Annotated in this window: 22 protein-coding genes; 13 read left to right on the top strand and 9 right to left on the bottom strand. The window is 36.6% G+C overall.

The window, feature by feature from the left end:
- Positions 1–62 precede the first annotated feature (62 nt).
- Together MKX67_RS06870 and MKX67_RS06875 are read left to right on the top strand one after the other, a co-directional pair.
- Positions 63–485 carry a GNAT family N-acetyltransferase gene (locus MKX67_RS06870; RefSeq protein ID WP_095370044.1) on the top strand — a complete coding sequence of 141 codons (423 nt, stop codon included), beginning with the start codon at positions 63–65 and terminating at the stop codon, positions 483–485.
- A 237-nt stretch (positions 486–722) separates the two neighbouring features.
- Positions 723–1,787 carry a C45 family peptidase gene (locus tag MKX67_RS06875; protein WP_342489064.1) on the top strand — a complete coding sequence of 355 codons (1,065 nt, stop codon included), beginning with the start codon at positions 723–725 and terminating at the stop codon, positions 1,785–1,787.
- A gap of 87 nt (positions 1,788–1,874) precedes the next feature.
- Here the strand turns inward: MKX67_RS06875 and MKX67_RS06880 are convergent, their stop codons facing one another.
- Positions 1,875–3,209, bottom strand: a complete 1,335-nt coding sequence (locus tag MKX67_RS06880; protein WP_307318028.1) for an ABC transporter permease — start codon at positions 3,207–3,209, stop codon at positions 1,875–1,877.
- Positions 3,206–3,895, bottom strand: coding sequence for an ABC transporter ATP-binding protein (locus MKX67_RS06885; protein WP_095370041.1), 690 nt, complete (start codon positions 3,893–3,895; stop codon positions 3,206–3,208). Before MKX67_RS06885 ends, MKX67_RS06880 begins: the two co-directional genes overlap by 4 nt.
- A 183-nt stretch (positions 3,896–4,078) precedes the next feature.
- Between MKX67_RS06885 and hemG the strand changes: the two genes are divergently transcribed.
- The gene (gene hemG, locus MKX67_RS06890; protein ID WP_095370040.1) at positions 4,079–5,464 is read left to right on the top strand and encodes a protoporphyrinogen oxidase; all 1,386 of its coding nucleotides are present in this window, start codon (positions 4,079–4,081) and stop codon (positions 5,462–5,464) included.
- A gap of 27 nt (positions 5,465–5,491) precedes the next feature.
- On the opposite strand, the gene MKX67_RS06895 is transcribed toward hemG, so the two are convergent.
- Complete coding sequence (locus MKX67_RS06895) at positions 5,492–7,165, bottom strand: BCCT family transporter (RefSeq protein ID WP_342489065.1); 1,674 nt, start codon at positions 7,163–7,165, stop codon at positions 5,492–5,494.
- A 266-nt stretch (positions 7,166–7,431) separates the two neighbouring features.
- Between MKX67_RS06895 and MKX67_RS06900 the strand changes: the two genes are divergently transcribed.
- A complete protein-coding gene (locus tag MKX67_RS06900) occupies positions 7,432–8,289 on the top strand; it encodes an AraC family transcriptional regulator (protein WP_342489066.1) in 858 nt (285 codons plus the stop codon).
- A 45-nt stretch (positions 8,290–8,334) separates the two neighbouring features.
- On the opposite strand, the gene MKX67_RS06905 is transcribed toward MKX67_RS06900, so the two are convergent.
- The 4 genes from MKX67_RS06905 to MKX67_RS06920 all read right to left on the bottom strand — a co-directional run bounded on the left by MKX67_RS06905 (position 8,335) and on the right by MKX67_RS06920 (position 11,357).
- On the bottom strand, positions 8,335–9,537 hold the full coding sequence (locus MKX67_RS06905; protein WP_341050344.1) for an MFS transporter: 1,203 nt from the start codon (positions 9,535–9,537) through the stop codon (positions 8,335–8,337).
- 87 nt (positions 9,538–9,624) lie between these two features.
- Complete coding sequence (locus tag MKX67_RS06910; protein WP_095370037.1) at positions 9,625–9,954, bottom strand: hypothetical protein; 330 nt, start codon at positions 9,952–9,954, stop codon at positions 9,625–9,627.
- 480 nt (positions 9,955–10,434) lie between these two features.
- Positions 10,435–10,983: a hypothetical protein gene (locus MKX67_RS06915; RefSeq protein WP_342489067.1), complete on the bottom strand. Its 549-nt coding sequence runs from the start codon at positions 10,981–10,983 to the stop codon at positions 10,435–10,437.
- Entirely contained in the window at positions 10,980–11,357 is a 378-nt protein-coding gene (locus MKX67_RS06920) for a hypothetical protein (RefSeq protein ID WP_095370035.1), read from the bottom strand. The genes MKX67_RS06915 and MKX67_RS06920 overlap by 4 nt, the downstream gene beginning before the upstream one ends.
- 268 nt (positions 11,358–11,625) lie before the next feature.
- On the opposite strand from MKX67_RS06920, the gene purU reads away from it, so the two are divergent.
- From purU to MKX67_RS06945, 5 genes are all read left to right on the top strand, one after another.
- The gene (purU, locus tag MKX67_RS06925; RefSeq protein ID WP_307318016.1) at positions 11,626–12,525 is read left to right on the top strand and encodes a formyltetrahydrofolate deformylase; all 900 of its coding nucleotides are present in this window, start codon (positions 11,626–11,628) and stop codon (positions 12,523–12,525) included.
- 231 nt (positions 12,526–12,756) lie between these two features.
- On the top strand, positions 12,757–13,476 hold the full coding sequence (locus MKX67_RS06930; protein ID WP_307318013.1) for a DUF5058 family protein: 720 nt from the start codon (positions 12,757–12,759) through the stop codon (positions 13,474–13,476).
- Between the two features lie 12 nt (positions 13,477–13,488).
- Positions 13,489–14,181: a small-conductance mechanosensitive channel gene (locus MKX67_RS06935; protein WP_307318012.1), complete on the top strand. Its 693-nt coding sequence runs from the start codon at positions 13,489–13,491 to the stop codon at positions 14,179–14,181.
- A 20-nt stretch (positions 14,182–14,201) separates the two neighbouring features.
- Positions 14,202–15,167 carry an amidohydrolase gene (locus MKX67_RS06940; RefSeq protein WP_342489068.1) on the top strand — a complete coding sequence of 322 codons (966 nt, stop codon included), beginning with the start codon at positions 14,202–14,204 and terminating at the stop codon, positions 15,165–15,167.
- 64 nt (positions 15,168–15,231) lie between these two features.
- Positions 15,232–16,239, top strand: coding sequence for an IS1595 family transposase (locus tag MKX67_RS06945; RefSeq protein WP_322909862.1), 1,008 nt, complete (start codon positions 15,232–15,234; stop codon positions 16,237–16,239).
- On the opposite strand, the gene MKX67_RS06950 is transcribed toward MKX67_RS06945, so the two are convergent.
- The gene (locus MKX67_RS06950) at positions 16,240–16,809 is read right to left on the bottom strand and encodes a DUF6434 domain-containing protein (RefSeq protein ID WP_224939361.1); all 570 of its coding nucleotides are present in this window, start codon (positions 16,807–16,809) and stop codon (positions 16,240–16,242) included.
- 172 nt (positions 16,810–16,981) lie between these two features.
- Here MKX67_RS06950 and MKX67_RS06955 point away from each other — a divergent pair, with 172 nt between their 5' ends.
- Positions 16,982–17,389 (top strand): hypothetical protein, encoded by a 408-nt coding sequence (locus MKX67_RS06955; protein WP_342489069.1) that lies wholly within the window; start codon positions 16,982–16,984, stop codon positions 17,387–17,389.
- 89 nt (positions 17,390–17,478) lie between these two features.
- On the opposite strand, the gene shc is transcribed toward MKX67_RS06955, so the two are convergent.
- Positions 17,479–19,356: a squalene--hopene cyclase gene (shc, locus tag MKX67_RS06960; RefSeq protein ID WP_342489070.1), complete on the bottom strand. Its 1,878-nt coding sequence runs from the start codon at positions 19,354–19,356 to the stop codon at positions 17,479–17,481.
- A gap of 174 nt (positions 19,357–19,530) precedes the next feature.
- Between shc and MKX67_RS06965 the strand changes: the two genes are divergently transcribed.
- From MKX67_RS06965 to MKX67_RS06975, 3 genes are all read left to right on the top strand, one after another.
- Positions 19,531–20,601 carry a DUF2515 family protein gene (locus MKX67_RS06965; protein ID WP_233435344.1) on the top strand — a complete coding sequence of 357 codons (1,071 nt, stop codon included), beginning with the start codon at positions 19,531–19,533 and terminating at the stop codon, positions 20,599–20,601.
- A 291-nt stretch (positions 20,602–20,892) separates the two neighbouring features.
- On the top strand, positions 20,893–22,083 hold the full coding sequence (locus tag MKX67_RS06970; protein ID WP_342489071.1) for a hypothetical protein: 1,191 nt from the start codon (positions 20,893–20,895) through the stop codon (positions 22,081–22,083).
- Positions 22,084–22,111: 28 nt separating this feature from the next.
- Positions 22,112–23,341, top strand: a complete 1,230-nt coding sequence (locus tag MKX67_RS06975) for a Zn-dependent hydrolase (protein WP_322910063.1) — start codon at positions 22,112–22,114, stop codon at positions 23,339–23,341.
- The last annotated feature ends 1 nt before the right edge of the window (position 23,342 follow it).

Consider the following 23,342-nt stretch of genomic DNA (forward strand, 5'->3'; position numbering starts at 1 on the left):
TATTATATGAATCAATATATATCTTCTTTTCAGCCTAATCTAACGAGAAAAGGGGTTAAAGAATGATATATACGAGTAATCTACAAGATATAACGATAGACATGCTATCAGGTTTTTTTGTGGGATGGGGGAATTATCCGCAACCGAAAACGCATCTATACCTAATGCACAATAGCTATAAAGCGATTGTGGCCATTGATGAAACGAACGATAGAGTCGTAGGCTTTATTACAGCTATCAGTGATGGTGTGATCTCGGCATACATTCCGCTGCTAGAAGTACGACCAGACTATCAACAGCAAGGTATTGGAGAAACACTTGTAAAGATGATGCTACAGGAACTGAGCGATATTTATATGATTGACTTATCTTGTGATGATGATTTAGTTCCGTACTATGAAAGATTCGCCATGACGAAGGGAAATAGCATGATTATACGCAATTATGAGAGGCAGTCTGGGAGAAATATTAATAAAACGATATAAAGAAGTTCTTGCATTAAAACGGGCAAATGCTATTTCAATAGCTTTGTTCGTTTTTTTTTGTATTGGCAAAAGAATGAAATGGAAGGAGTTTACATTAATGATTATGAACACAACAAGTAGAATATTAGTTGAAAAGTTAATGGTTTCCTGCTTTTTAATTTGCACTGGCGAGTTGTCTTTATTTTCCGAAGGACTTCCAGTATGCTTATGTTGAGAGCAACTGTGAGGAGGATACATATGAAGAAAATCTATAGTGATATTATTCAATTTAGAGGCAATCATTATGATTATGGTTTCTTGCAAGGGGAGTTATTAAAGGACTCATTGTCCGTGAAAAATAGAGAAGACCAGTGGAAGGTAAGGAAGCCACGCTTTACTATCAATGTAGAAGAAGCAAAGTCGATGATTACACACTTTGCTCCAGGTGTTTGGGATGAACTAATGGGTTTACAAGAGGCATTAGAATGGCCAATAGAGCGGGTATTACAAGAATACGGTGGCTATCGCGTGAATCATCATAAATCAGGCTGTTCTATATATATAGGTGAGGATTATTTAATCCGCAATTATGATTATCATCCCAAAACATATGAAGGGCGATATACACTATTCCAACCGAGTGATGGAATGGGCTATAGTATGATTGGTCCATCGCAACGAGTAACAGGGCGAATGGATGGTATGAATGAGTGTGGTTTAGCAATGGGCTATAACTTTATGAATAGAAGAAGACCAGGTGATGGTTTTATTTGTTGTATGATTGGCAGACTTATTTTAGAGTCATGTCAAGATGTTGAAGAAGCAGTTGCGATGTTAAAAGAAATTCCTCATCGTCATTCCTTTACTTATGTTGTTCATGATAAGAAGGGAAGAAGTGCGGCAGTGGAAACCACCCCAAGAGAAGTGACAGTGCGTGAAACTCTATCCTGTACAAACCATTTTGAGAAACTCTTATCAGAAAACCGTCATCAATTAGCAGATTCAAAGCGTCGTTTAGCTGTTATGGAAGAAAATCGCGCAGCAATGAGTAGTCCAGAGCAAGCTTTTCAATTGATGAATGGTATAGGTAAAGGTGTATTTTCTGATTTGTATGGAAGCTGGGCGGGGACTATTCATACATCTGTATATTTTCCGCGTAGCCTAAAAGTATGGATGGCATTGGGAGGAAATCAACAACCTTATGAGATTGACTTTGCTTCTTGGCTATTAGGAAAAGAGTTATCAATCGAGAGAATGACTGGTAAAGTGGACACGGATATTCCTTTTCTTCACATGGATGAAGGGGCGAATTGGTTTAAGTGAAATGATAAAAAAAGAAAAAGCCAGTTGTGCAAATGAAGAAATGCTCAAAACTGGCTTTAGGGTGGCCTGTTATGGTACTGATTTTGATTATAATTCTCTTCTCATCGCCTTAAGAACATCCACTTTTGTTGCTCTCTTTGCAGGGCGGAGACCTGAGAATACGGTAACGAGTAAACAAATACCGACACTAATAAGGGTCAGTGACCAAGGGATATATGACAATAATAGTCCTTCTGGAGCTGCCTCATCAAATGCTGTTTGAATAATAAATGGTACAGATAAATTGACTAGGAAGCTGACACCATAAGCAACAATCGTCCCAAAGATGGCGCCTAATAAGCCGATATAAGTACTTTCTAATAAAAAGATATTTTTAATTGTACGTGGATGTGCACCAATCGCTTTCATAATTCCGATATCCGGTGCCCTTTCCGTTACAGCCATTGTCATCGTATTGTATATACCAATAGATGCAATAATCAATGCAATCGTACCAATAAAGATAAGGCCGATTTTCATAATAAGGAAGATGACATTCATTTGTTTCATTTCATTGGCAATCGAATAAATCATATAGCCTTTATCTTCAAGAGTCTTGTTAATTCCTTCTACTTCTTGAACGTTATTTGCGTATACTTTTACATAATCATAGACGTCTTCCGATTGTTTGGCGTCAAGTTCGCCGCCTTCGTACATTTCAGTGGCACCGCGCATAACGCCAGTGAATTGTTCAACTTCTTGTAAGATTTCTTCGGAAATAAAGACATGTGCTTCATATGCCCAATCGCGAGCAGGCTTTTCAGCGATTCCTACAATTTTAACAGAAATGGTTTTCTTCGTTTCTTTCCCATCTGTTAATTTAATGACTTCCATGTCCATTTCTTTATTTAGCAAGTCATCAGTATAGACATAGTCCTCGTTGATATTTCCTTCATCATCGTACAATTTCTCAGGGTTAGCACCGTTTTTAATTAAGCTGTCAGTAAAGTGATAACCGACAACAACTTCATTCTCCCCCTCAGGTAAGCGCCCAGAGGCGAGCTTGAAGTCTGCTTTAATCTCTGATGGAAAGTGTGTGACGATGGCATTCGTATTAGATGTATAGTCATCTAGTTGGAAGAAAGGCATCTGCGCCAATTCATTCCTGCGGGTAACGGCTTCCACTCCGTCCATTTCTTCAAAATAAGTAATATCTTCATTTGTTAGTCCTTGTGAATCTTCTTTCCCGTATATCTCCACTTGGGTAACCAATTGGTTTTGCATCATATCAGAAATAATCGATTTATGAAGTCCGAAGCCGACAGAGGCAAGTACAATTAAGAATGCAACACCAATCGCAGTAGCAAGTACTGTCATAAATAACCTAGATTTATTTTTCTTTAAATTTTGTCTAACGAACTTAAACTGATCTTTAAATGTCATTTCCCTACTTCCTCCAATACATGACCGTCAACAATTTCTATTGTGCGATGACCGAACTCGGCAACCTCTTCATCATGAGTAATGATAAGAAAAGTAATCCCTAATTCTTCATTTAATTGTTTAATGAAAGCGAGTAAGCTTTTCTCGGTGTCACTATCTAGGCTACCCGTTGGTTCATCAGCAAGAATAAGAGGTGGATTCACTACAAGTGCACGAGCAATACTGACCCGTTGTTGTTGTCCGCCTGATAATTCGCTTGGGTAATGGTCCTTGAACTCTGCTAGTCCAACACGCTCAAGTGTCTCTAACGTTTTTTGTTTACGTTCCTTTTCATTCATCCCTTTAAAAGTTAACGGCAATTCAACATTTTGGAATGCTGTCATACTTGGAATCAATTGAAAGTTTTGAAAGATAAAACCGATATGCTGAAGTCTAAAGGAGGCAAACTCTCCTTCAGAAAGCTCCGTCACAGTTTGATTATTAATCTTAACTTCACCATCCGTTGGTTTAATAAATCCGCTAATAATATTTAGTAAAGTTGATTTTCCAGATCCGCTTTTACCTACAATGGATACAATTTCTCCTTTGTTAATTTGGAATGATACATCCTTCAGAACAGGTATGACCGTTTTCTTCTCTTTTTTACCTATTTCAAAAGAATGATAAATCTTATTTACCTCAATCATGCATTTTCCCACCTTTTCTTTTGAATACAACTTAATAGACGTAAGTGAAATGAAGTATCCCTACATATTTATCAAAAAAATCTTTTTTAAATGCAAAAGTCATTCAATTGTTGATAGAGATTGAGTTGAAGTAGTGATGTTGTGATAAACTATTATCATTGAGAAAAAGTTGAGGTGTACGTAATGGAAACGGTGTTGATCGTCGGTGGTGGCATAAATGGTCTGTCAGCTGCCCATGAACTACAAAAATGGAAAAACGCAAACAATCGCGACATTCGCATTATATTAACAGAAGCACAAAATCATCTAGGTGGAAAAATTAAAACCGTTGAAGCGGATGGATTTATGATGGAAACGGGCGCTGATTCTATTGTCTCAAGGAAAGTAATGGGTAGAGAAATCTTTTCAGAACTGAATTTAAGTGATGAGGTCGTTTATAACGGGACAGGTCGCTCTTATTTATTTACCGATGGCGAGATAAAGCCCATCCCAGTTGATGCTGTATTTGGTATACCGACAAGTATCGAGTCATTGGCTAAAACTACATTAGTCTCTGCTGAAGGTAAAGTTCGAGCATTAAAAGACGTTTATCACCATAAGAATCCATTTACAGTTGAAGATAGTATTGGTGACTTTCTTACCTATTATTTTGGCGAGGAATTAGTAGAGAAGCAGATTGCTCCAGTATTATCGGGTGTTTATTCTGGAAAACTACAAGATTTGACGATTTCATCTACCTTACCAGCTGTTTTCGAATATAAAAAGAAATACGGAAGCATTATCATGGGGTTCAATGATCATAAGGAGAAATATCAGAGTAGCGGTGAAAGGAAGTTCCTCTCTTTCAAAAATGGTCTTTCAACAATTATTGACGCATATGAAAAATCTCTTGGGGCAGTGGAAATCAAAAAAGGATACGAGGCACAATCAATACAAAAAGTGAAGCAACATTATAAGGTGAGTTTTTCAAATGGTGAAGTGATGAAAGCAGATCATATTGTCTTGAGCACTCCACATCAAGTTGCGCAACAATTACTTGATGACGCAGCATTGAATCAGTATTTTTCTAACATGAAAAACAGCTCACTCATTAGTGTTTACATAGGATTCGATGTTCCTGATGCGGTCTTACCCAAAGATGGAACTGGCTTTATTACATCAAGCAATAATGAGCTACACTGTAATGCTTGTACATGGACGAGTAGAAAATGGAAACATACGTCTAAAAGTGGGAATCTGCTTGTCCGTCTCTTCTACAAAAGTAGCCACCCTTCATTCGCTAGCGTGAAGGATATGGAAGATACAGGATTACTTGATCTTGCAAGAGAAGATTTACAGAAAAGCTTAAAACTAACAGCTGAACCCATTGTATGGGAAATAACAAAATGGAATGAATTAATGCCTACTTATACACTGGACCACCCGCATTTAATCAAAGGAATTGAACAAACGCTTATAGAAAAATATCCTGGCGTGTATATAGCAGGAAGTTCTTACTATGGTTCAGGGATTCCGGATTGTATGGAGAATGGTATTGAAGTGGCTAGAAGAATAACAGCTACATTGTGAAGAACTAAAAAAACAAGAGGGGGGAGGTTATTCCTCCTTCTTGTTATTTATTTCTTCCATTTTTTCTTTCTTTTTCTTTTTTAAGCGTTTTTTCTCTTCTTCCATTTTACTCTCAATCCAACGTTTTTCATCTTTTAGTTCTTGTTTGATTAATTGTTTTTGTAACCTTCTTGACATTAGTTTATCTTTGGTTGCGCCTGAAAGCTCTAGTTCTCTTTTTACTTGCTGCAGTTCTTTGATTAAAGATATCGTCATGAGGATCATTACGAACGAAAATGGGAAGGCAGCAATAATCATTGTATTTTGTAGTGCTTGTAGGCCACCAGAATAGAGCAATACAGTGGCGATGGCTGATAGTAAGACACCCCATATGAGTTTATTACGATTCGTCGGATTTAACACACCTTTAACTGATTGCATCCCCAACACAACAGTAGCGGAGTCACCTGATGTAATAAAGAAAATAGCAATCAAGATAAGAGAGAGGACAGAGGTAATAAAACTAATCGGCATCTCTGCTAATGTTCCAAATAGCATTTGCTCTGTAGTCATTGAAGCCAAATCAGCTATCCCTGTCATTTGCATATCGATAGCAGTACCTCCTAAGAAAGCGAACCAAATAAATGTAACAATGGTAGGTACAAGCAATACTCCAATAGTAAATTCACGTATGGTCCTTCCTCTAGATACTCTTGCTATAAATGTGCCGACATACGGTGACCATGCCATCCACCATGCCCAATAAAAAATCGTCCAATTGTTAATCCACTCTCTGCTTTGCTCATTATTGGGTGTTAATCTAAAACTCATCTCTGGCAGTCGTTGTATATATTTTCCAATCGTGTCTGTGAACAAATTTAAGGAATAAACAGTTGAACCAAAAACAATAAAAAAGAGTAGGAGTACGAGCGCAAGTATCATATTGACATTGGATAAGAGTTTGATACCTTTATCAATCCCAGTGGTGGCTGAGATTAAGAAAATGACTGTAATAATGATAATAATCACTAATTGAATGAGAAAAGAATTAGGGATATTCCAAATGTAAGAGATCCCGCCATTAATTTGACTAGCACCAAAACCAAGAGTAGTGGCGATTCCCGCAACAGTGGCAATAATACCGATAATATCTATTAGTTTTCCTAACGGACCATCGGTATTTTTCATAATAGGAGATAGTGTAGAGCTAATTGAACCATCTCCCCCTCGACGAAAATTGAAAAATGCAAGACAAAGAGCAATAATGACGTATATACTCCAACCATGAATACCCCAATGAAAATAGACATACCTTAAAGCATCCATTGCTGCTTGATCGGTACCCGTTTGCCCTGTAGGAGAGTCAATTGCGAAATGAGAAATCGGTTCTGCTGTTCCCCAGAAAAGGAGTCCTGTACCCATCCCGGCACTAAATAAAAGGGCAAACCAAGTAGGATAACTATATTCTGGTTTTTCATCTGACTTCCCCAGTTTTAATTTCCCATAAGGGCTAACAATTAAAAATAAGCAAACACAGACAAAAACCGTGACTATGATTAAATAATACCAGCCAAAAGTAGAGGTGATGGCTGACTGAATAGCAGCTGTATAGTTTTCCATCACTTTTGGAGCGAATGCACCGATAAAAATTAAAACGAGTAAAATACCAACTGACCAATAAAAGACGGCCCCGAATTTCTGATGTTTAGTTTCATTATTCACTGTCATATACCACCTTTTTTATTGTCAAAGCGTAACTCCGGATGATTAAATGGAAGATCCCTACTGTAATTCTTTTACCTTTTCTAGTGTTTCGAATTAATATAAATATTATGTACACTTATCATGTGAAAAATGGTAAGGAATACTGCAGTGATAGGAAGTGTTTGTTCTTTTATGCGACCGTAGTTAACCTATCCAAACAGAGCAATAAATGACAGGAGTAAATAAATGATTCGGTATACAATCGAACCGAAGGAGAAGAGACTATGAGTTGGGTAACAGATATACAAAAAGCGTTGGATTATATTGAAGCAAACCTGTTGAAAAAATTAAACAGTGAGGAGGTAGCAAAACAAGCGAATACGTCTCCTTTTCACTTTCAACGAACGTTTGCCATTTTAACGGATATGACGCTGGGGGAATATATAAGACGACGAAGATTAACGGGTGCAGCTATTGAGCTTGGTAATAATGATGAGAAAATTATTGATATTGCCCTAAAATATGGCTATGAAACCCCAGAAGCATTTACTAAGGCATTCAAGAAGCAACATCATATCTCACCATCAGAAGTAAAGAAATACCGTGGAAAGTTGAAATTATATCAGCCCTTAAAAATACATGTAACATTAGAAGGAGCGGAACCAATGAATCATACAATAATTTCAAAAGATAGCTTTCAAGTAGTAGGCATAAGAAAGAATTATTCCCTTGAAAACGATGCAAACCTAACAGAAATTCCAAAGTTATGGAATCAAGTGAATCAAGATGGGACTTGTGATCGCTTACTTTCATTAAATAATGGCTCAATAAAAGGTGTGCTTGGGGTTTGCGTGGATCATATAAATCATAGGGAAATTGACTATTGGATTGCTGTCAATCATAATGGGCATTCTACTAGTTTTGAAACAATAACGATACCAGCCTCAACTTGGGCCGTATTTCAAGTGCATGGAGAGATGCCTAAAGCAATCCAACACACGTGGAAACAAATATTCTCAGAATGGTTTCCAACGAGCGGTTATAGACATACGGGAACAGCTGAGTTAGAGGTATATCCTGAAGATGGTTCCAACCGTAGCAATTTTTACTCAGAAATTTGGATTCCTGTAATCAAAGAGTAGTAAGTAAAAAAAGCTGGGTTGTAATTATGAACCCAGCTAAATGATTTAAGAGATTTGCTTGAGGTTTGTGGTTTCCTGCACAAAAACATTTCTTCCAGCCCCGATCCCACATAAAGTAAAAAGAACGGCAATAGTAATAAGGGCAAAAAATGCTGTATGCCATTGGTGAAAAAGGTCATAAAGAAGTCCAAGTAAGAAAGGACCACATGCTGCCAATAAATAACCAAAAGATTGGGCCATGCCAGAAAGAGAGGCAGCCTGTTCACTGTTCATAGATCGTAGACTCATTAATGCTAATGAATGACTTATCGCAGCTCCTAAAGAAAGACCAATGAGGATAATACTTAGAAATGTGATCACCATATTTGAAGTGAGAAATAACCCGCATAAACCTGTAATAAGGGTTGTACCAATCCCTAACCCAATCCATTTTTGATGTGATAATCTTTCTCCTAAAATAGGAATAAAAAAACTCGCTGGTAAACCCGAGATTTGCATGATAGTTAGCATCCAACCACCCATTTCTAACGTGAAACCTTTTACTATCAATATCTCTGGTAACCATGTGGAAAAACCAAAATAGATAAACGATTGCAACCCCATAAAACCGGTGATTTGCCATGCTATTCCCGACCTAAACAATGTAGAGAATGAAAGGAGAGGAACAGGGTTTTTTTTAGGTGTCTTTTTAATAAATGGTATCCATAGAAGACAAGCAAGTAAAATAGGGATTACCCAAATTAGTAGACTGGTTTTCCATGCAATCCCATTGCTAGAAAGTGTTCCACTAATACCTGGTGCAAAGCCAGCAAATACCCCCATTGCTAACGTATATATGCCAGTAATTAGCCCTATTTTTAATGGGAATTGTGCTTTAACAAGACTTGGGAGTAACACGTTACAAATACCTATCCCTAACCCGATCATGAAGGTACCAAGAAATAGTATGAAAATAAAATTAGTAGAGCGCATGAAGACACCTAGACCTATCAGTGTTAGACCGCAGAAAATCACCCTCTCAATTCCCCATTTTTTTGCAAAAAAAGGAGCAAAGGGGGAGATAGATGAAAAGGCTAATAAAGGGAGCGTGGTTAGTAAACTCACTGTACTCGTATTAAACTGCAATTCATGTTGTATGTCACCAATAATGGGGCCAACTGAAGTAATCGCAGGGCGTAAATTGAATGCAATTGTGATAATCCCTATAAAAATAAGTATATTCCTACCTTGATCGCTTCTATCTGTCATAATTAACGCCTCTTTTCAAGTAATCCAAGACGCGTTAATTATAATGAATTTTCTGATATTTGTATAGGGCAACGAAATGTTTATCTATTATTTCTTTGTTTTAGGTGGTAATTGGAGGCTTCGTAACAATTGGGTCTCTATACTATTCTGAACAGTATGCTCGATGAAGAAATCACTAATCATTTTCTTATACTTCTCGTCTTCAAACATTTTTTTATTTTGCAATTCCATCTCGGCGAGTCCTTCATATATGGCAATGAGGCAATAGGTATGGTCATTACCGGAAATAGGGCAGAGAATTTCAACCTCGTGACTGTAGTTTTCGTTGCGAAAGCTTTTGATATTAGCGAGATTTTGTATGCCTTCTTGAAAGTTTTCTTGTTTTAGTTGAAATGATTGATATACATAAATACTCATAATGAACATTCCCCAATCTTCTTTTATCAATTTAAACTTCACTCATTTTTGGTCGATATAGAATGATATAGGAGTATTTTGACATTAATATATCACGATTATTCATTTTCTTCTTAGAAACTTAAGCAACGTTAGAGAGTTATGTAGCTTTTGCTCTATTTTTTATCGAAATATCTTTATAAGTAGGGGAAAGTCGACTTTTGCTCAATTGAAGAATTTATGCTTTATGTAAGTGTAAATCGAGTTTGTGCAGCTAACATTGTAGAATGCATGATTGATGACTGAGCAAATCAAATTTGCGCAGCAATCTTTCCGATTTTTACACATGATGACCGACAAATTGAATACGAGCAGTTAACTATCTGAAATCGCTCTGATTGGTATGAGGAAACAGTTGCTACTCACTATTTGTTTATGAAGGAAGAGTTAGGAAGGCAATAAAAAAGCACCTGATGACATCAGATGCTTTTCCCATGATGGTTATTTCTTAAATACCTTATTTACAAGTTCGTTCATTGACATGTCACTATTTACTTCAAAAGTCCCTGGACGTAGATCATTTTCTAGACCCTTTTTCTCTACGGCATCAAAGAAGTCTTTACCATTTTTAATGATTTTTGCAGACTCAAGTGCATTACCGACGTCGATACTAGTCATACCAGAGGTAACTGTGAGCATCGTACGGTAAACAGCTTTTTCATTTTCATTTTCTTTTGCATCGTTAAGTTGCTTTTTTAGCTTTTCATTTTCTTCTTTAACAGAAGCGATATCTTTCATATCTTTATTAATATTGTCCCATTCTTCTTCACTATGAATAATAAATCCTTGAGATTGTAAGGCTTTTTCCATCTCTTCAGTACTAAGTTCTTCTTTGGTTGCTTCTGCGGGTTGATCGACTTCTTCTGTTGCTTTTGGCTCGGCAGCTTCTGTTTGTTTGCTTTCGGCCGGACTAAGGAAATAAGTAATCCCGAGAATGACTGCTGCGACAATTAAACCACCAGCAAAGCTGCGCATCGTTTTCTCACTCATTGAGCTACTTTACTCCTTTCCGTACTACGTTTTTCGTATGGAGCTAGTAGGTTATTCACTTCTTGTAATGACATCTTTAGTTTTTGAGCGATGCTTTCGTTGGAGTATCCTCTTCTATGTAGGTCAATCATTTCACGTAGAAGTAATCTATGATCCGATTGTACTTCAGATGTACCTGCTTCTACCGCTGTTATCTCAGCATCTATTTCCATGAATTTTACTTTTTGCTGTAGTTGGTGAATTTCATCCATTAAGGAAAAAGAAACCTGGTCAATATGTTGTTCTTGTTCTGATTTCGATTGTTTACCCTTAACAAATGATAAAATGAGCAACACAACAGCTGCACCAAGTAAAATGGCTAATACCCATTCCATCTTATAATTCCTCCTTATATGAAACTATTATCCTGTGATTTTATAATTATACCTTCCTTTTTGTCGAAATACGATTATTTATGTCAAAAATGCCACTAAAGTCATATTTTTGTAACATAAAAACACAGGTTGCATGCTCCTATTATAGTATAAGAGAATGGGGTCTAAATTCAAGCAATGTACAATGAGTGTGTTTTTTTTTGCAAAAGGTTTGCGTCTTTATGAAAGAAAAGGTTAAAATGCAATAAATAGTTTGAAGGAGTGCAACATGAATACATTATTTAATAATCAAGCAAAAGTTTATAAAGAGAAAAATAAAAACAGGGGTCGCTTGCTCATCAAATGCCCTGATCAACCAGGGATTGTCGCCCACATTTCGAAGTTTTTATTTCAACACCAAGCTAATATTATCGAATCCAGTCAATATTCCACTGATCATGAAGGTGGCAACTTTTTTATGCGCATTGAATTTGAGTGTCCTGAACTTCCACAAAAATTTGGACAAATGAAAGAGTCATTTATAAATGTTGCTCAAGATTTTGATATGGAATGGAAGTTACAACAAAATAGTGAATTAAAAAGAACGGCAATCTTTGTTTCAAAGCAGCTCCATTGTTTAAGAGAGATACTATTAGAATGGCAGAATGGCGACATGATGATGGAAATTCCATTAGTTATCAGTAACCATCTAGAGGCAAAAGAAATTGTTGAGTCATTAGGAATTCCTTTTTACCATATCCCTGCTTCGAAAGAAAATCGTGAAGAAGTGGAAACAAAGCAGCTACAATTACTTGAAGAGTATAATATAGATGTTGTCATTCTCGCTCGTTATATGCAAATTTTGACGTCTCGATTTGTTTCTGCTCAAGCTAATAAAATCATTAATATTCATCATTCGTTTCTACCGGCATTTGTTGGTGCGAAACCATATGATCGTGCCTATGCTCGCGGAGTGAAGATTATCGGTGCAACTTCACATTATGTAACCAATGATTTAGATGAGGGGCCGATTATCGAGCAAGATATAAGTCGAGTTGATCATAGGGATGGAGTAGAGGACTTGAAGAGAAAAGGAGCCTCAATCGAACGCAGTGTTCTAGCGAGAGCAGTAAAGTGGCATCTTGAAGATCGCGTGATTGTATATGGTAATAAAACCGTTGTTTTTTAAAAATAAATCGTAATACCTAAATCGGGGAGTTTTCCTCGATTTTTTTATTCTAATAAAACGATGAAAGCGTTTTATTGTTCAAAAAGAATTATTAAAGTAAGTAAAAATCCTTATCTTTGCGGAGTTTTAATTGTTAGATTTCCTTACATCATAATTGACAGCTTGTATAAATTGTTTTTCAATATAACTATCATAAAAAAACAGAAAATTATAAATTTTAGGAGGATGATGATGGAGGAGGCAATAAAAATAGCAAGCCATCCAGTTGTGTGGATTATCTCACTTACAGTCATTGGTGTAGTCATTTTCCAAGGAATTAAATTTATTCAAATGGCAAAGAAAACAAGTGAAAGTGTAGGTCTAAGTAAGCAAGATGTTAACAGCGCTTTAAAAGTTGGGATGATTAACGCAATAGGTCCTTCATTTGGGATTGTGGTTGTAGCTGTATCTTTAATTACTTTACTAGGTGACCCTTTAACATTAATGAGAATAGGCATTATAGGTTCTGCTGCTACTGAATCGATGGGCGCCAATTTGGCTGCAACCGCTTATGGAACAGAACTTGGATCTGAAAGTTTTACTGCAGAAGCGTTTGCAACTGTCGCATGGGTTTTATGTATTGGTGGATGTGGTTGGCTACTCTTTGTCTTCTTATTTACTAAATCATTAGCAAAGATTGAAAGAAAAGTATCAAATAAACAACAAGCAGATGGCAAACTCCCCATTATGATGATTGTGTCAAGTGCGGCTATGCTTGCGGTTTTTGGTAACTTTGTTGCAGGTGAAATATTCAAAGGGGTGGAAACAGCTATTGTTGCTTTAGCAGCGGCTACTGCGATGCTAATCGTGAGTTTTATTGCAAATAAAAGTCATCAACTCAAATTTTTACATGAATGGTCATTAGGTGTATCGATTATTGTTGGTTTAACAGTTAGTTATTTTGTCCTTTAAGGAGGGAAAAGTATGGCGGTTTCCGAAAGTAATATAGCAGCTAAAAAAAATGAGGTGATTCATTCATATGAAATGTATACTTTTCATCAAAAATCACATTTCTGGGGACGCCTAACTATTGGGTTGGTCATTGTATTGACTATCTCACTTCCTCTATATCTATCCTTTGTATTAGGTATACATCCCGGTTGGCAACCAATTATTACTGGGTTGATAGCTTATGCTGCCGCCATCGGGTATGCCTGGTTTATGGAGCCAATATCATATTATCCAACTTTAGGGATATCTGGTACCTATCAAGCCTTTTTAACAGGAAATATTGCTAATATGTGCTTGCCTTCTGCTGCGGCAGCTCAAAATGCTGTTGGTGCTGAACCTGGAACGAAAAAAGGTGAAATTGTTGCGGCTCTTGCAATAGGAGCAACATCATTAATGAATATGGCCATATTAATTTTCATTATTGTTTCTGGATCTTATCTCGTATCAATTATTCCGGAATCGATTCAAGGAGCATTTATATATATTGTTCCTGCTATTTTTGGAGGTATATTTGCGCAGTTTGCCCTTAAGAAGCCGTTATACGGAGGTATTGCATTATCAGTAGGATTATTTGTAAATCTAATACCTATTCCCACTTTTTTTAAAGGAATTATCTGTATCATCTTAACTATCATCATTTGTATATCATTAGAGAAAAGAAAGTAATTATAAAGGAGGAATTTATAATGATCAAAGAAGAACTTATAGATTGGATAAAAAATAAAGAAGAATTTTTTTCAGATATGGCAAAAGATATATGGAATCATCCACAAGTTGCTTATGAGGAAGAATACGCATCGAATTTACAAAAACAAGTCTTACAAGAAGCAGGGTTTGACATTCAAGAAAACGTAGGAGGAGCACAAACAGCATTCGTTGCCGAATATGGAAGCGGGAAGCCTGTTATTGGAATATTAGGAGAATTTGATGCCTTACCAGGACTTTCACAAGCGGTATCTACAAACAGGGAAGAGATTATTAGTGGTGGACCTGGACATGGATGTGGACATAATTTGTTAGGAACCGCTGGTGTGGAAGCTGTTATCGCGATGAGCGAAGCAATGAAAACGAGTGAAATAAATGGAACGATTCGTTATTATGGATGTCCTGCAGAAGAAGTTCTTTCTGGGAAAACATTTATGGCAAGACAAGGAGTATTTAATGATTTAGACTGTGCATTAACTTGGCATCCAGGTGTAGCGAATTTTGTTGTCAATATGTCAATGCAAGCAATGGTTTCGGTAGAATATCAATTTAAGGGAATAACTGCTCATGCTGCTGGAGCTCCGCATGCAGGGAGAAGTGCATTAGATGCCGTGGAATTAATGAATGTTGGAGCAAATTATATGAGAGAGCATGTATTAGATGGCTCAAGGATACATTATGTCATTACTAATGGCGGCCTTGCACCTAATATCGTACCTGATCAAGCAAGTGTATGGTATTATTTGCGTGCAACTACGAAAGAACAAGTAGATAGTATGTTCAACCGATTAGAGAAAATTGCACAAGGTGCAGCACTAATGACTGAAACAAAAGTTGAGCATCAAGTGAAGGCATATGCGTACAATGTCTTGCCTAATGACACACTTAATAAGGTAATGTTAAAAAATATGGAAGGTGTGTCTTTTTCATTGGCTGTTTTCGTATAGATTGTTGCTTTCTTGACCATACTTATAAAGGGTTGATAAATGGGGTTTAAGGAGGCGTTCAAGTATGTGGAAAGATGTATATGAAGAGTTCAGCGAACTAACCAAATCAGAGCAAATGGCTTTATTTAATGCTATGAAACAGGATTTATTTCCAGACGAACCAGATAAGATTAATAAACTACTCAAAAGCATTCGTGAAGCCCGATTTGCTTCTGGTTTAGGGTGCGTTCATTGTGGAAGTACATCTGTAAAAAGAAACGGTAAATATCGTTCAAGACAACGCTATCTGTGTAATGATTGCGGAAAGTCCTTCAACGATATGACGAATACACCATTTTCAGGCTCTCGCTACCCTGAAAAGTGGATAAAATACATTGAACTAATGGTCGAAGGTTACACCCTACCGAAAATCGCTGAACGCTTAAAAATTCATATATCAACTGCATTCTATTGGAGACATAAAATCCTGAACGCATTAGGAAGTCTTGGTTTTAATCAACTGCAAGGTATCGTTGAAAGTGACGAGACCTTCTTTCGAGAGTCTATGAAGGGTCGTGAAATTACCCATAGAAAAGCCAAGAAACGTGGAGAAAAGGACAAGAAAAGAGGGATTTCTAATCTTAAAATAGCAGTTGTCGTGGCACAAGACCGAAATGGTAATATGATTGCTCGGAAAGCAGGAACAGGTCGTGTAAAGGCAGAAGAAATTGATACTGTGATAGGTGAGTATATTCACCCGTCTGCTTTGTTATGTACAGATACAGCAACTAACTACAAGAAATTCGCCAAACTAAAAGGATTACAACACGAAACAGTTAATGAAAGCCAAAAACAACGGGTGAAAAAAGGCATATACCATATTCAACACGTCAATAACTCTCATAATCGTTTGAAAGGTTGGATGGAACGTTTTCAAGGGGTGGCAACCAAATACTTAGATAATTACCTCAACTGGTTTCGTTGGCTTGAAATAGGCAAACAAATAGCATTTGATGAACGAGTCAAACAAATGCTTGTTTCTGCCTGTCGAAAATCAAGTCACACCACAATAGAAATGTTGAGATGTGCTTAACTAATTATTAGACGTATATTTATTGCTTCCAGGGAGTTTTTTGATGTTGTTCCACGCTTCAATCGCTTCCTCACGACTTTTTCCTTGATTATTAGAGTCGGCAAAAAAATCACGAATAAATTGATTGTATTCAAATTGAGGAGCGATTTTTTTCTTGTACAATGGGTTTTTCTTTCGTTCTTCTTCTTTATACCAAGCATCTACAACATCTCGATACGTTTTTCCAATGTTAGTTTTAAAATAGTTTTGGATATAGGTAGAAAAATGAAAATTAGGGATAACTGTCTTGAAAAAGGCTCTTACATTTTGACTACAACGATGGTTTTTCGAAATGACTGTATCAAGACTTAAATCGACCTGTGGTTCTGACTTACTATTCACCTTTGATTTTCTAATTGGCTTTTTTATCTCTCCTGTTCGAAGAAATGTTTCAATTCTATCGGAAATCTCTATTTTTGAACCAGAAGCACTTATTCCATTTTCTCTGCAAAAAGATTGTAATTCTTCCTTTAACCAATAGAAATCTTTAAAACTATCTACACTAATATCTTTTGTTAGATTTGGTCTCATATTCTACACCTCAATATTCACTTATTTCTATTATAGAACAATTGTTCCTGTTAATCAAAAATAATCATAAGCAAAAACAACAAAGTTTACGAAAACAGCCTTTTCATTTAATCAAGATGAATTAAATTTTGCAGAAAAGTTGGTAGCAACAGTCGATAACGAAGTTGTTGAAATGTCCAAGAAGCAGTTCGGTATTGAACTAGAAGATCTATTACCAACGGATAAAAATCATTTCAAACATTTGAAAGGGCAATGTATAGGGGGATCAACAGATGTTGGTGATGTAAGTTGGATTACACCTGTAGGTCAAATCATGACAACTTGTGCACCAGTTGGTGTTCAACCCCATTCTTGGCAAGCTACAGCTTCTTATGGGTCCTCCATTGGACTGAAGGGGATGCATTTAGCAGCAAAATCAATGGCATTAACTTTATTTGATTTATTGACGGATACAAATTTAATCGATGTGGCAAGAGAAGAGTTTGTTAAAGAGACTGCTGGAAAGAAATATGAAGCAGCAATTCCTGATGATTTACGACCACCATCGTTAAAAAGTATGAAAGAATTAGTTCGTATGTAGCAGGGAAGTTGATTGGATAGGAATTATTGTGTAGATAAGCCTTAACAATATTCATTAGAATTGCTAAGGCTTTTTTTGTTTTGATTTCCTCATTCCTCTCCATATTTCTCACGATAATGTGATAAGGCTAAAAGAGGGAAAATGTAACGGTAACTGTGATAATGAAAATAAATCGCACCAGCGAGGCCTTGCCCTGCTGGGTAGTCTTCGCTCCAATCGTCATTGTCCAAAGATGTGAGGAGGTATTTTATGCCTCTTTTAATTGTCTCATCTGGCTTCTGACTTACCGAAATTAATGCATCTATGGCCCATGCAGTATGTGTGAGCGTACTATCACCTAATGGAATATATTTTTTTTGTTTATCACTTAAAGCGGATTCCCCATAACCTCCATCAGCATTTTGAATGGATCGTAGCCAGCTTGTAGCCTTCTTGATCATTTGACTTTTATTATCATATGCAATTGCTGATAATCCCGTAAGAGCTGCCCAAGTCCCGTATATATAGCAAATGCCCCATCTGCCATACCATGAACCGTTCTTTTCTTGGTGTGTTTTAAGCCATTCAATACTTTTGTCGAAATGAGAATGTTGGTGTGGCATTTGTGTGTAATTGCCTAAAAACTCCATGGCTCTTCCTGTTAAATCGGCACTGCTTGGATCGGTGAGAATAAATTCACTATCTTGGATTGGTACTAAAGCTAGTAACTTATTATTGGTATTCTTTTCAAAAGCTGGCCAACCGCCATCATCATTTTGCATGGAAACGAGCCAATTCACGCCTAAATTCCAAGCCTCTTTTATGTTATCATCGATTTTTGCAGAGTTTGTAATTGCACGAAGAGTGGCTGAGGTATCATCAGTATCTGGCTGAAAAGTGTTAATGTTAGAAAATCCCCAAGCTCCTGGTTTTGTCTTGGGATTATGAATGATCCAATCTCCAAATTTATATTGTTGTCTACTAAGTAAATAATTAGTTGCTTTCTTTATCATTGGATCATTTGGTGTTAATCCAGCTTTTTGTAAAGAATAACTGAGCAAGCTTGTATTCCAAACAGAAGCAGTAGTGAATTGGATATGTGTATGACCCTTTACTTTTGTCTTGAATCCGTATAATCCTTTTACCGCATTCTCAATTAACGGATCATCTTTTTTATGTCCTAATGAAAGTAATGCAAACACCATTAAAAATGTCGAGCTAATATAGCCAAATAAGGTCCCGTCAGGTTCTAGGTGATTCATCATATATTGTTTTGCACGGCTCATACTCAGTTGGTGTAACTCTTGTGGTAGGCCTATAATTTTCTTAATACTTGATTTGATTGTTTTGTGTATGGTTCGCCATTCAGAGGAACGGGACCAACTAAAATTTGCTTCCTCTCTCGAAGTGAACAGATCTGATAAATCTGGACTGCTGGCTGTTCGAAAACGAAACCTCTTTTCTGCGATAATCATAATGGGAACTATATTTGCTCTGCCGTATACGGAGATGCTATAGAAATTAATTGGCATGATAGGTTGGATGAGCATTAGTTCAATTGGTAGGGGAAAGAACTTTGGCCATTCATACTGTCCTGTGATGGTAAGAATCAGCTTGGTTAGGAAATGGGTTTCCTCTATGCCCCCTTGTTGTAAAATGAATCGTTTTGCTTTTTTCATTCGATCATCTTTTTTATCGATATAACCAGAATACAACAATGCATGATATGCCTCGACAGTTAAGGAAAGACTGCCTCCTCTTTCATCGTAATAATGTTTCCATGCTCCGTTTTCCTCTTGTTTACTTAGTATCCTTTTAACCAATTGTTTTATCATCTCTTCATCATCAATTTCCAAACTTCTTAATAAAATAATCATATACGTATCAGTGGATATACTAGATTCAAAAGGATATTCCCAAGTACCCGAAGTTGTTTGGTCAGCTCTTAAAGTAGTAATTAAATGATTGATTCCATTTGAGACCTTCATGATATTCACCCTTTTCGTTACTTTTCCTAACAATGTAAGCAATATTAATACATGAGTATTCATTGGACAAAATTATCATTCATAATGGTGGTGTTTTCCATATTTTTAATTCATAAATGGCGAAGAAAAAGCTTAAAATCTTCTATTACTAGGAGAAAGCTAAAAAAAGAATTAGTGACCTTACTAAAGAAAAACAAGCAGAACACAATAAATGAACTTAATCTTGACGAACAACAGATTCTAGAAAAGATAAACCAACAAACAACAGCTTGTAATCTCAATAATGTGACAAGAACAAATGCTTATCTCGCGTTTTATTTGAAATACCCCCAAGTGCATTGGGCTTTGCTAGCCCATTTCGTCTCCAGAAATGCGGGTTGGAATATGACAGATTTAAAGGGGGATTTATTATCAAAGATATTAAGTGAGACAGAACAGAATGCGTTCTTTCAATTTATGGAACGAGCCAATTGGTTGATTTTTCAAGATGCATATCCACAGTTATTGCTATACGAGGAAAGTGTCAGACAAAGTAAGCCGTTATTTCATTTGCTCTCTCATTTAGGAGTTTCTTCATTTATGCAAGCCGTATGGTCCATTTTTTGGCAGCAAAAGCAATCACATATCCTTACACATGCGCTTATTATTAATGAACAAAACTATATAGAAAAAAGAGTGGTACAAAACCCAATTTTTAAAGAAGAAGTGACTTCAACACTTGAGTTCAAATTACAAGATGTTTTTGCTTTTAACTATATTCTTTTTCCGTATCAGACGCATGGAATATCACAGTTAAAAGGGTTAGTTGTTCATTTATTTACAAAGTTGAATCAGAGAATAGAATTAGGGTATAAATTGTACACACTTCTATACGAAAACCCTTCTCAACTACGAAGCTATGTGAAGTGGGCGAACCAACATCCCCATACAGGGTCAAGAAGTGATTACTGGAGGAATGTCTATTGCGTCGTTCAGGAGGGAATACCGACAAAAACCTATAAGCCAAGAATTGCAGATGGTCATTTAAAAAGCGGTGCGAAAAAGTTATTTAGTCCTGTGCTTGTTCATGTATGGAAAGATACTAGTCATAAGAAGCCGGAGGTAGAAGATTGGTTTCAGAATGAGGGTATAGTGAAAATGCTATTTAAAGAAATGAATGTAAAAGATCATAACGTGAAACTGGCGTATATGAAATCCTTAGAAAGATTGGAGCTAGCAGTTGCTGCGAAAAGTTTATTATCGTAATGCAAAGACATACCTTTTTAATTCAGAGGGTATGTCTTTTTTTTGTACAACAATTTTAAATCTTACCATGCCTAGTAGTTTGACAGTAATCGTTTACCTTAACTTATGTTGAAGAGAAGGGATGAACTAGTTAACAATTATATGCTATTTAAGTGAATTTATAGAAATAAAAGCGCTTTCAAATAAAAAGATTATTAAAAATAATAATAAAAGACAAAATGTTCTTTTAATTTAAAAAGGAGCGTGATACTATTGTAAAATATCAAAATCGAATTTAAAGGAGTGGCATGTATGTCTCAGCTAATGGCTTTTGTAATTGTAATTGGAATTTTATTTATTGGGGATGTGGTAGCTACCAGAACAAAGGCATGGGTGCCATCCATGTTTATATGTGCTTCACTATTTCTCCTTGGATATTGGACGTTCTTCCCTACGGATATTGTTGAAGTGGCTGGTATCCCATCGTCTGTAGCAACATTATTAATGTATTTGCTCATTACTAATATGGGTACATTGCTTTCTTTACGGGAATTAAAGCAGCAGTGGAAAACGGTAGTGATTGCTCTTTCTGGAATCTTAGGCATTATTGTCATTTTATTTACAGTTGGTGTACTACTTTTCGATTTTCAAACAATGGTAGTGGCTATTCCACCACTTGTTGGTGGTGTAGTATCGGCATTATTGATGTCAGAAGCAGCTGCCGAAGCGGGACTTGTATCATTATCCGTATTTGCCATTGTTATTTACGTTATGCAAGGTTTTGCTGGTTATCCACTGACATCCTTTGTCTTGAAAAAGGAAGGGAAAAAGCTTCTTCAGCAAGTACGTAAAGGGGAATTGAAAATAAAGGATTCTGTCGAGGAGACAGCAGCCACAACTGAAGAAGTAGAATTAAAGTTGTTTAAATGGCTACCTGAGAAGTACAATACAGACTTTTTTAAGTTTTTCCGTCTAGGTATAGTTGCTTTCTTTGCCTATCTTGTGTCAACTGTATTAACCCCGGTCGTTTCAATTAGTCCGTTTGTCCTCTGTTTATTATTTGGTGTGATTGCTACAAGTTTTGGATTTTTAGAGAAGCAGTCGTTACAAAAAGCAAATGGGTTTGGTTTCGCAATTATGGCATTGATGTTATTTATCTTTGATGGACTAAAGCAAGCAACACCAAGTATGATGCTAGAAATAATTTATCCTTTAATTACAACAATCGTCATTGGTGTAATCGGTATGTATATTTTCTCAATGATCGTCGGTAAAATTCTTAAGGTAAGTAAAGAGATGGCCTTTGCTGTATCTTTAACCGCATTATACGGATTTCCAGCAGATTACATTATTACCAATGAAGTAATTAAATCATTAACAGATGATGAAGAGGAAAGAAATATCCTCACTAGTCATATGTTGCCACCAATGTTAGTGGGCGGGTTTATAACCGTCACGATCGTCTCGGTTATTTTAGCAGGTCTATTTGTCCAATTCTTATAAATTCGCAATCGAAATGAAGGAGTGATGAATGTTGAGTAATGTATTAACTCGAATTGATCAACATATAAAAACACTTGGTAAGTATACAAGTACGCCCGGAAAAGGTACAACGAGACTTACTTATTCAAATGAAGATTTACAAGCAAGAAACTATTTGAAGGATGTCATGAGAGACTACGGATTAACTGTATCGGAAGATGGTGTAGGGAACATTTTTGGTAAATTGGCTGGAGAGGTGAATGGACCAAGCGTTTTAATCGGCTCTCATTTTGATTCTGTTCCACATGGTGGTGATTATGATGGCCCTGCTGGGGTGGTAGCTGGATTGGAAGTGGCAAAACTATTCCAAGAGAATGGCATTAAACCTAAGTATCCATTGGAAGTTGTGGCACTAGTAGAAGAAGAAGGGTCAAGGTTTGGTGGCGGGTTAATGGGATCTAGAAGTATAACAGGTAAGCTTACAGACCAGACATTTAGAGAGTTGGCGGATTCACAAGGAGTTTCCACAGTTGAAGCGATGAAGAGTATTGGTTTGAACCCAGACCTCGTAAAGAAGCGTGACAGAGATACGATGAAGGCGTACTTAGAACTGCATATTGAACAAGGACCGATTTTAGAAAATGAGAAGACCTCAATTGGTATCGTAGAAGGCATTGTGGGTTTATCACAATTGGAGATAACAATTAAGGGAAAGGCAGGTCATGCAGGAACAACACCAATGGATGGTCGTGCAGATGCGCTTGTAATGGCAGCACATATGATTGCTAAGCTACCTAAGATTGCTGAAACTTACGGAGAGGGGACTGTCGTTACAGTTGGTAAACTATCAGTCTATCCGAATGGAGCAAATGTTATACCTGGGTCGGTTACATTTACGATTGATTTACGGTCAACAGAAGAAGCTAAATTGAAAACTCTACTAGAGGAAACACAAACTTTTATTCGTCAGTTACAAAGTGAGAAAATATCTATCTCTATTGCAGAACAATTATATATGTCACCAACAATATTAGATGATGAGATGAAGAAGCAATTAGAAAAGGGCTGCGAGAACTATAAAATATCTTATCAATCTATTTTCAGTGGGGCTGGACATGATGCCATGGTATTTGCTGAACAAACGAAGGCGGCTATGATCTTTATCCCAAGCAAAGATGGATTAAGCCACTGCCCAGAAGAATGGTCAGACCATCAAGATATTGAAAAAGCAGTATATGTTTTATTTGAAGCAGCAAAACATCTCACGGAGGTGAACTAAC

The sequence above is a fragment of the Cytobacillus sp. FSL W7-1323 genome (genome assembly GCF_038595015.1).
GTDB classification, from domain to species: domain Bacteria; phylum Bacillota; class Bacilli; order Bacillales; family Cytobacillaceae; genus Cytobacillus; species Cytobacillus kochii.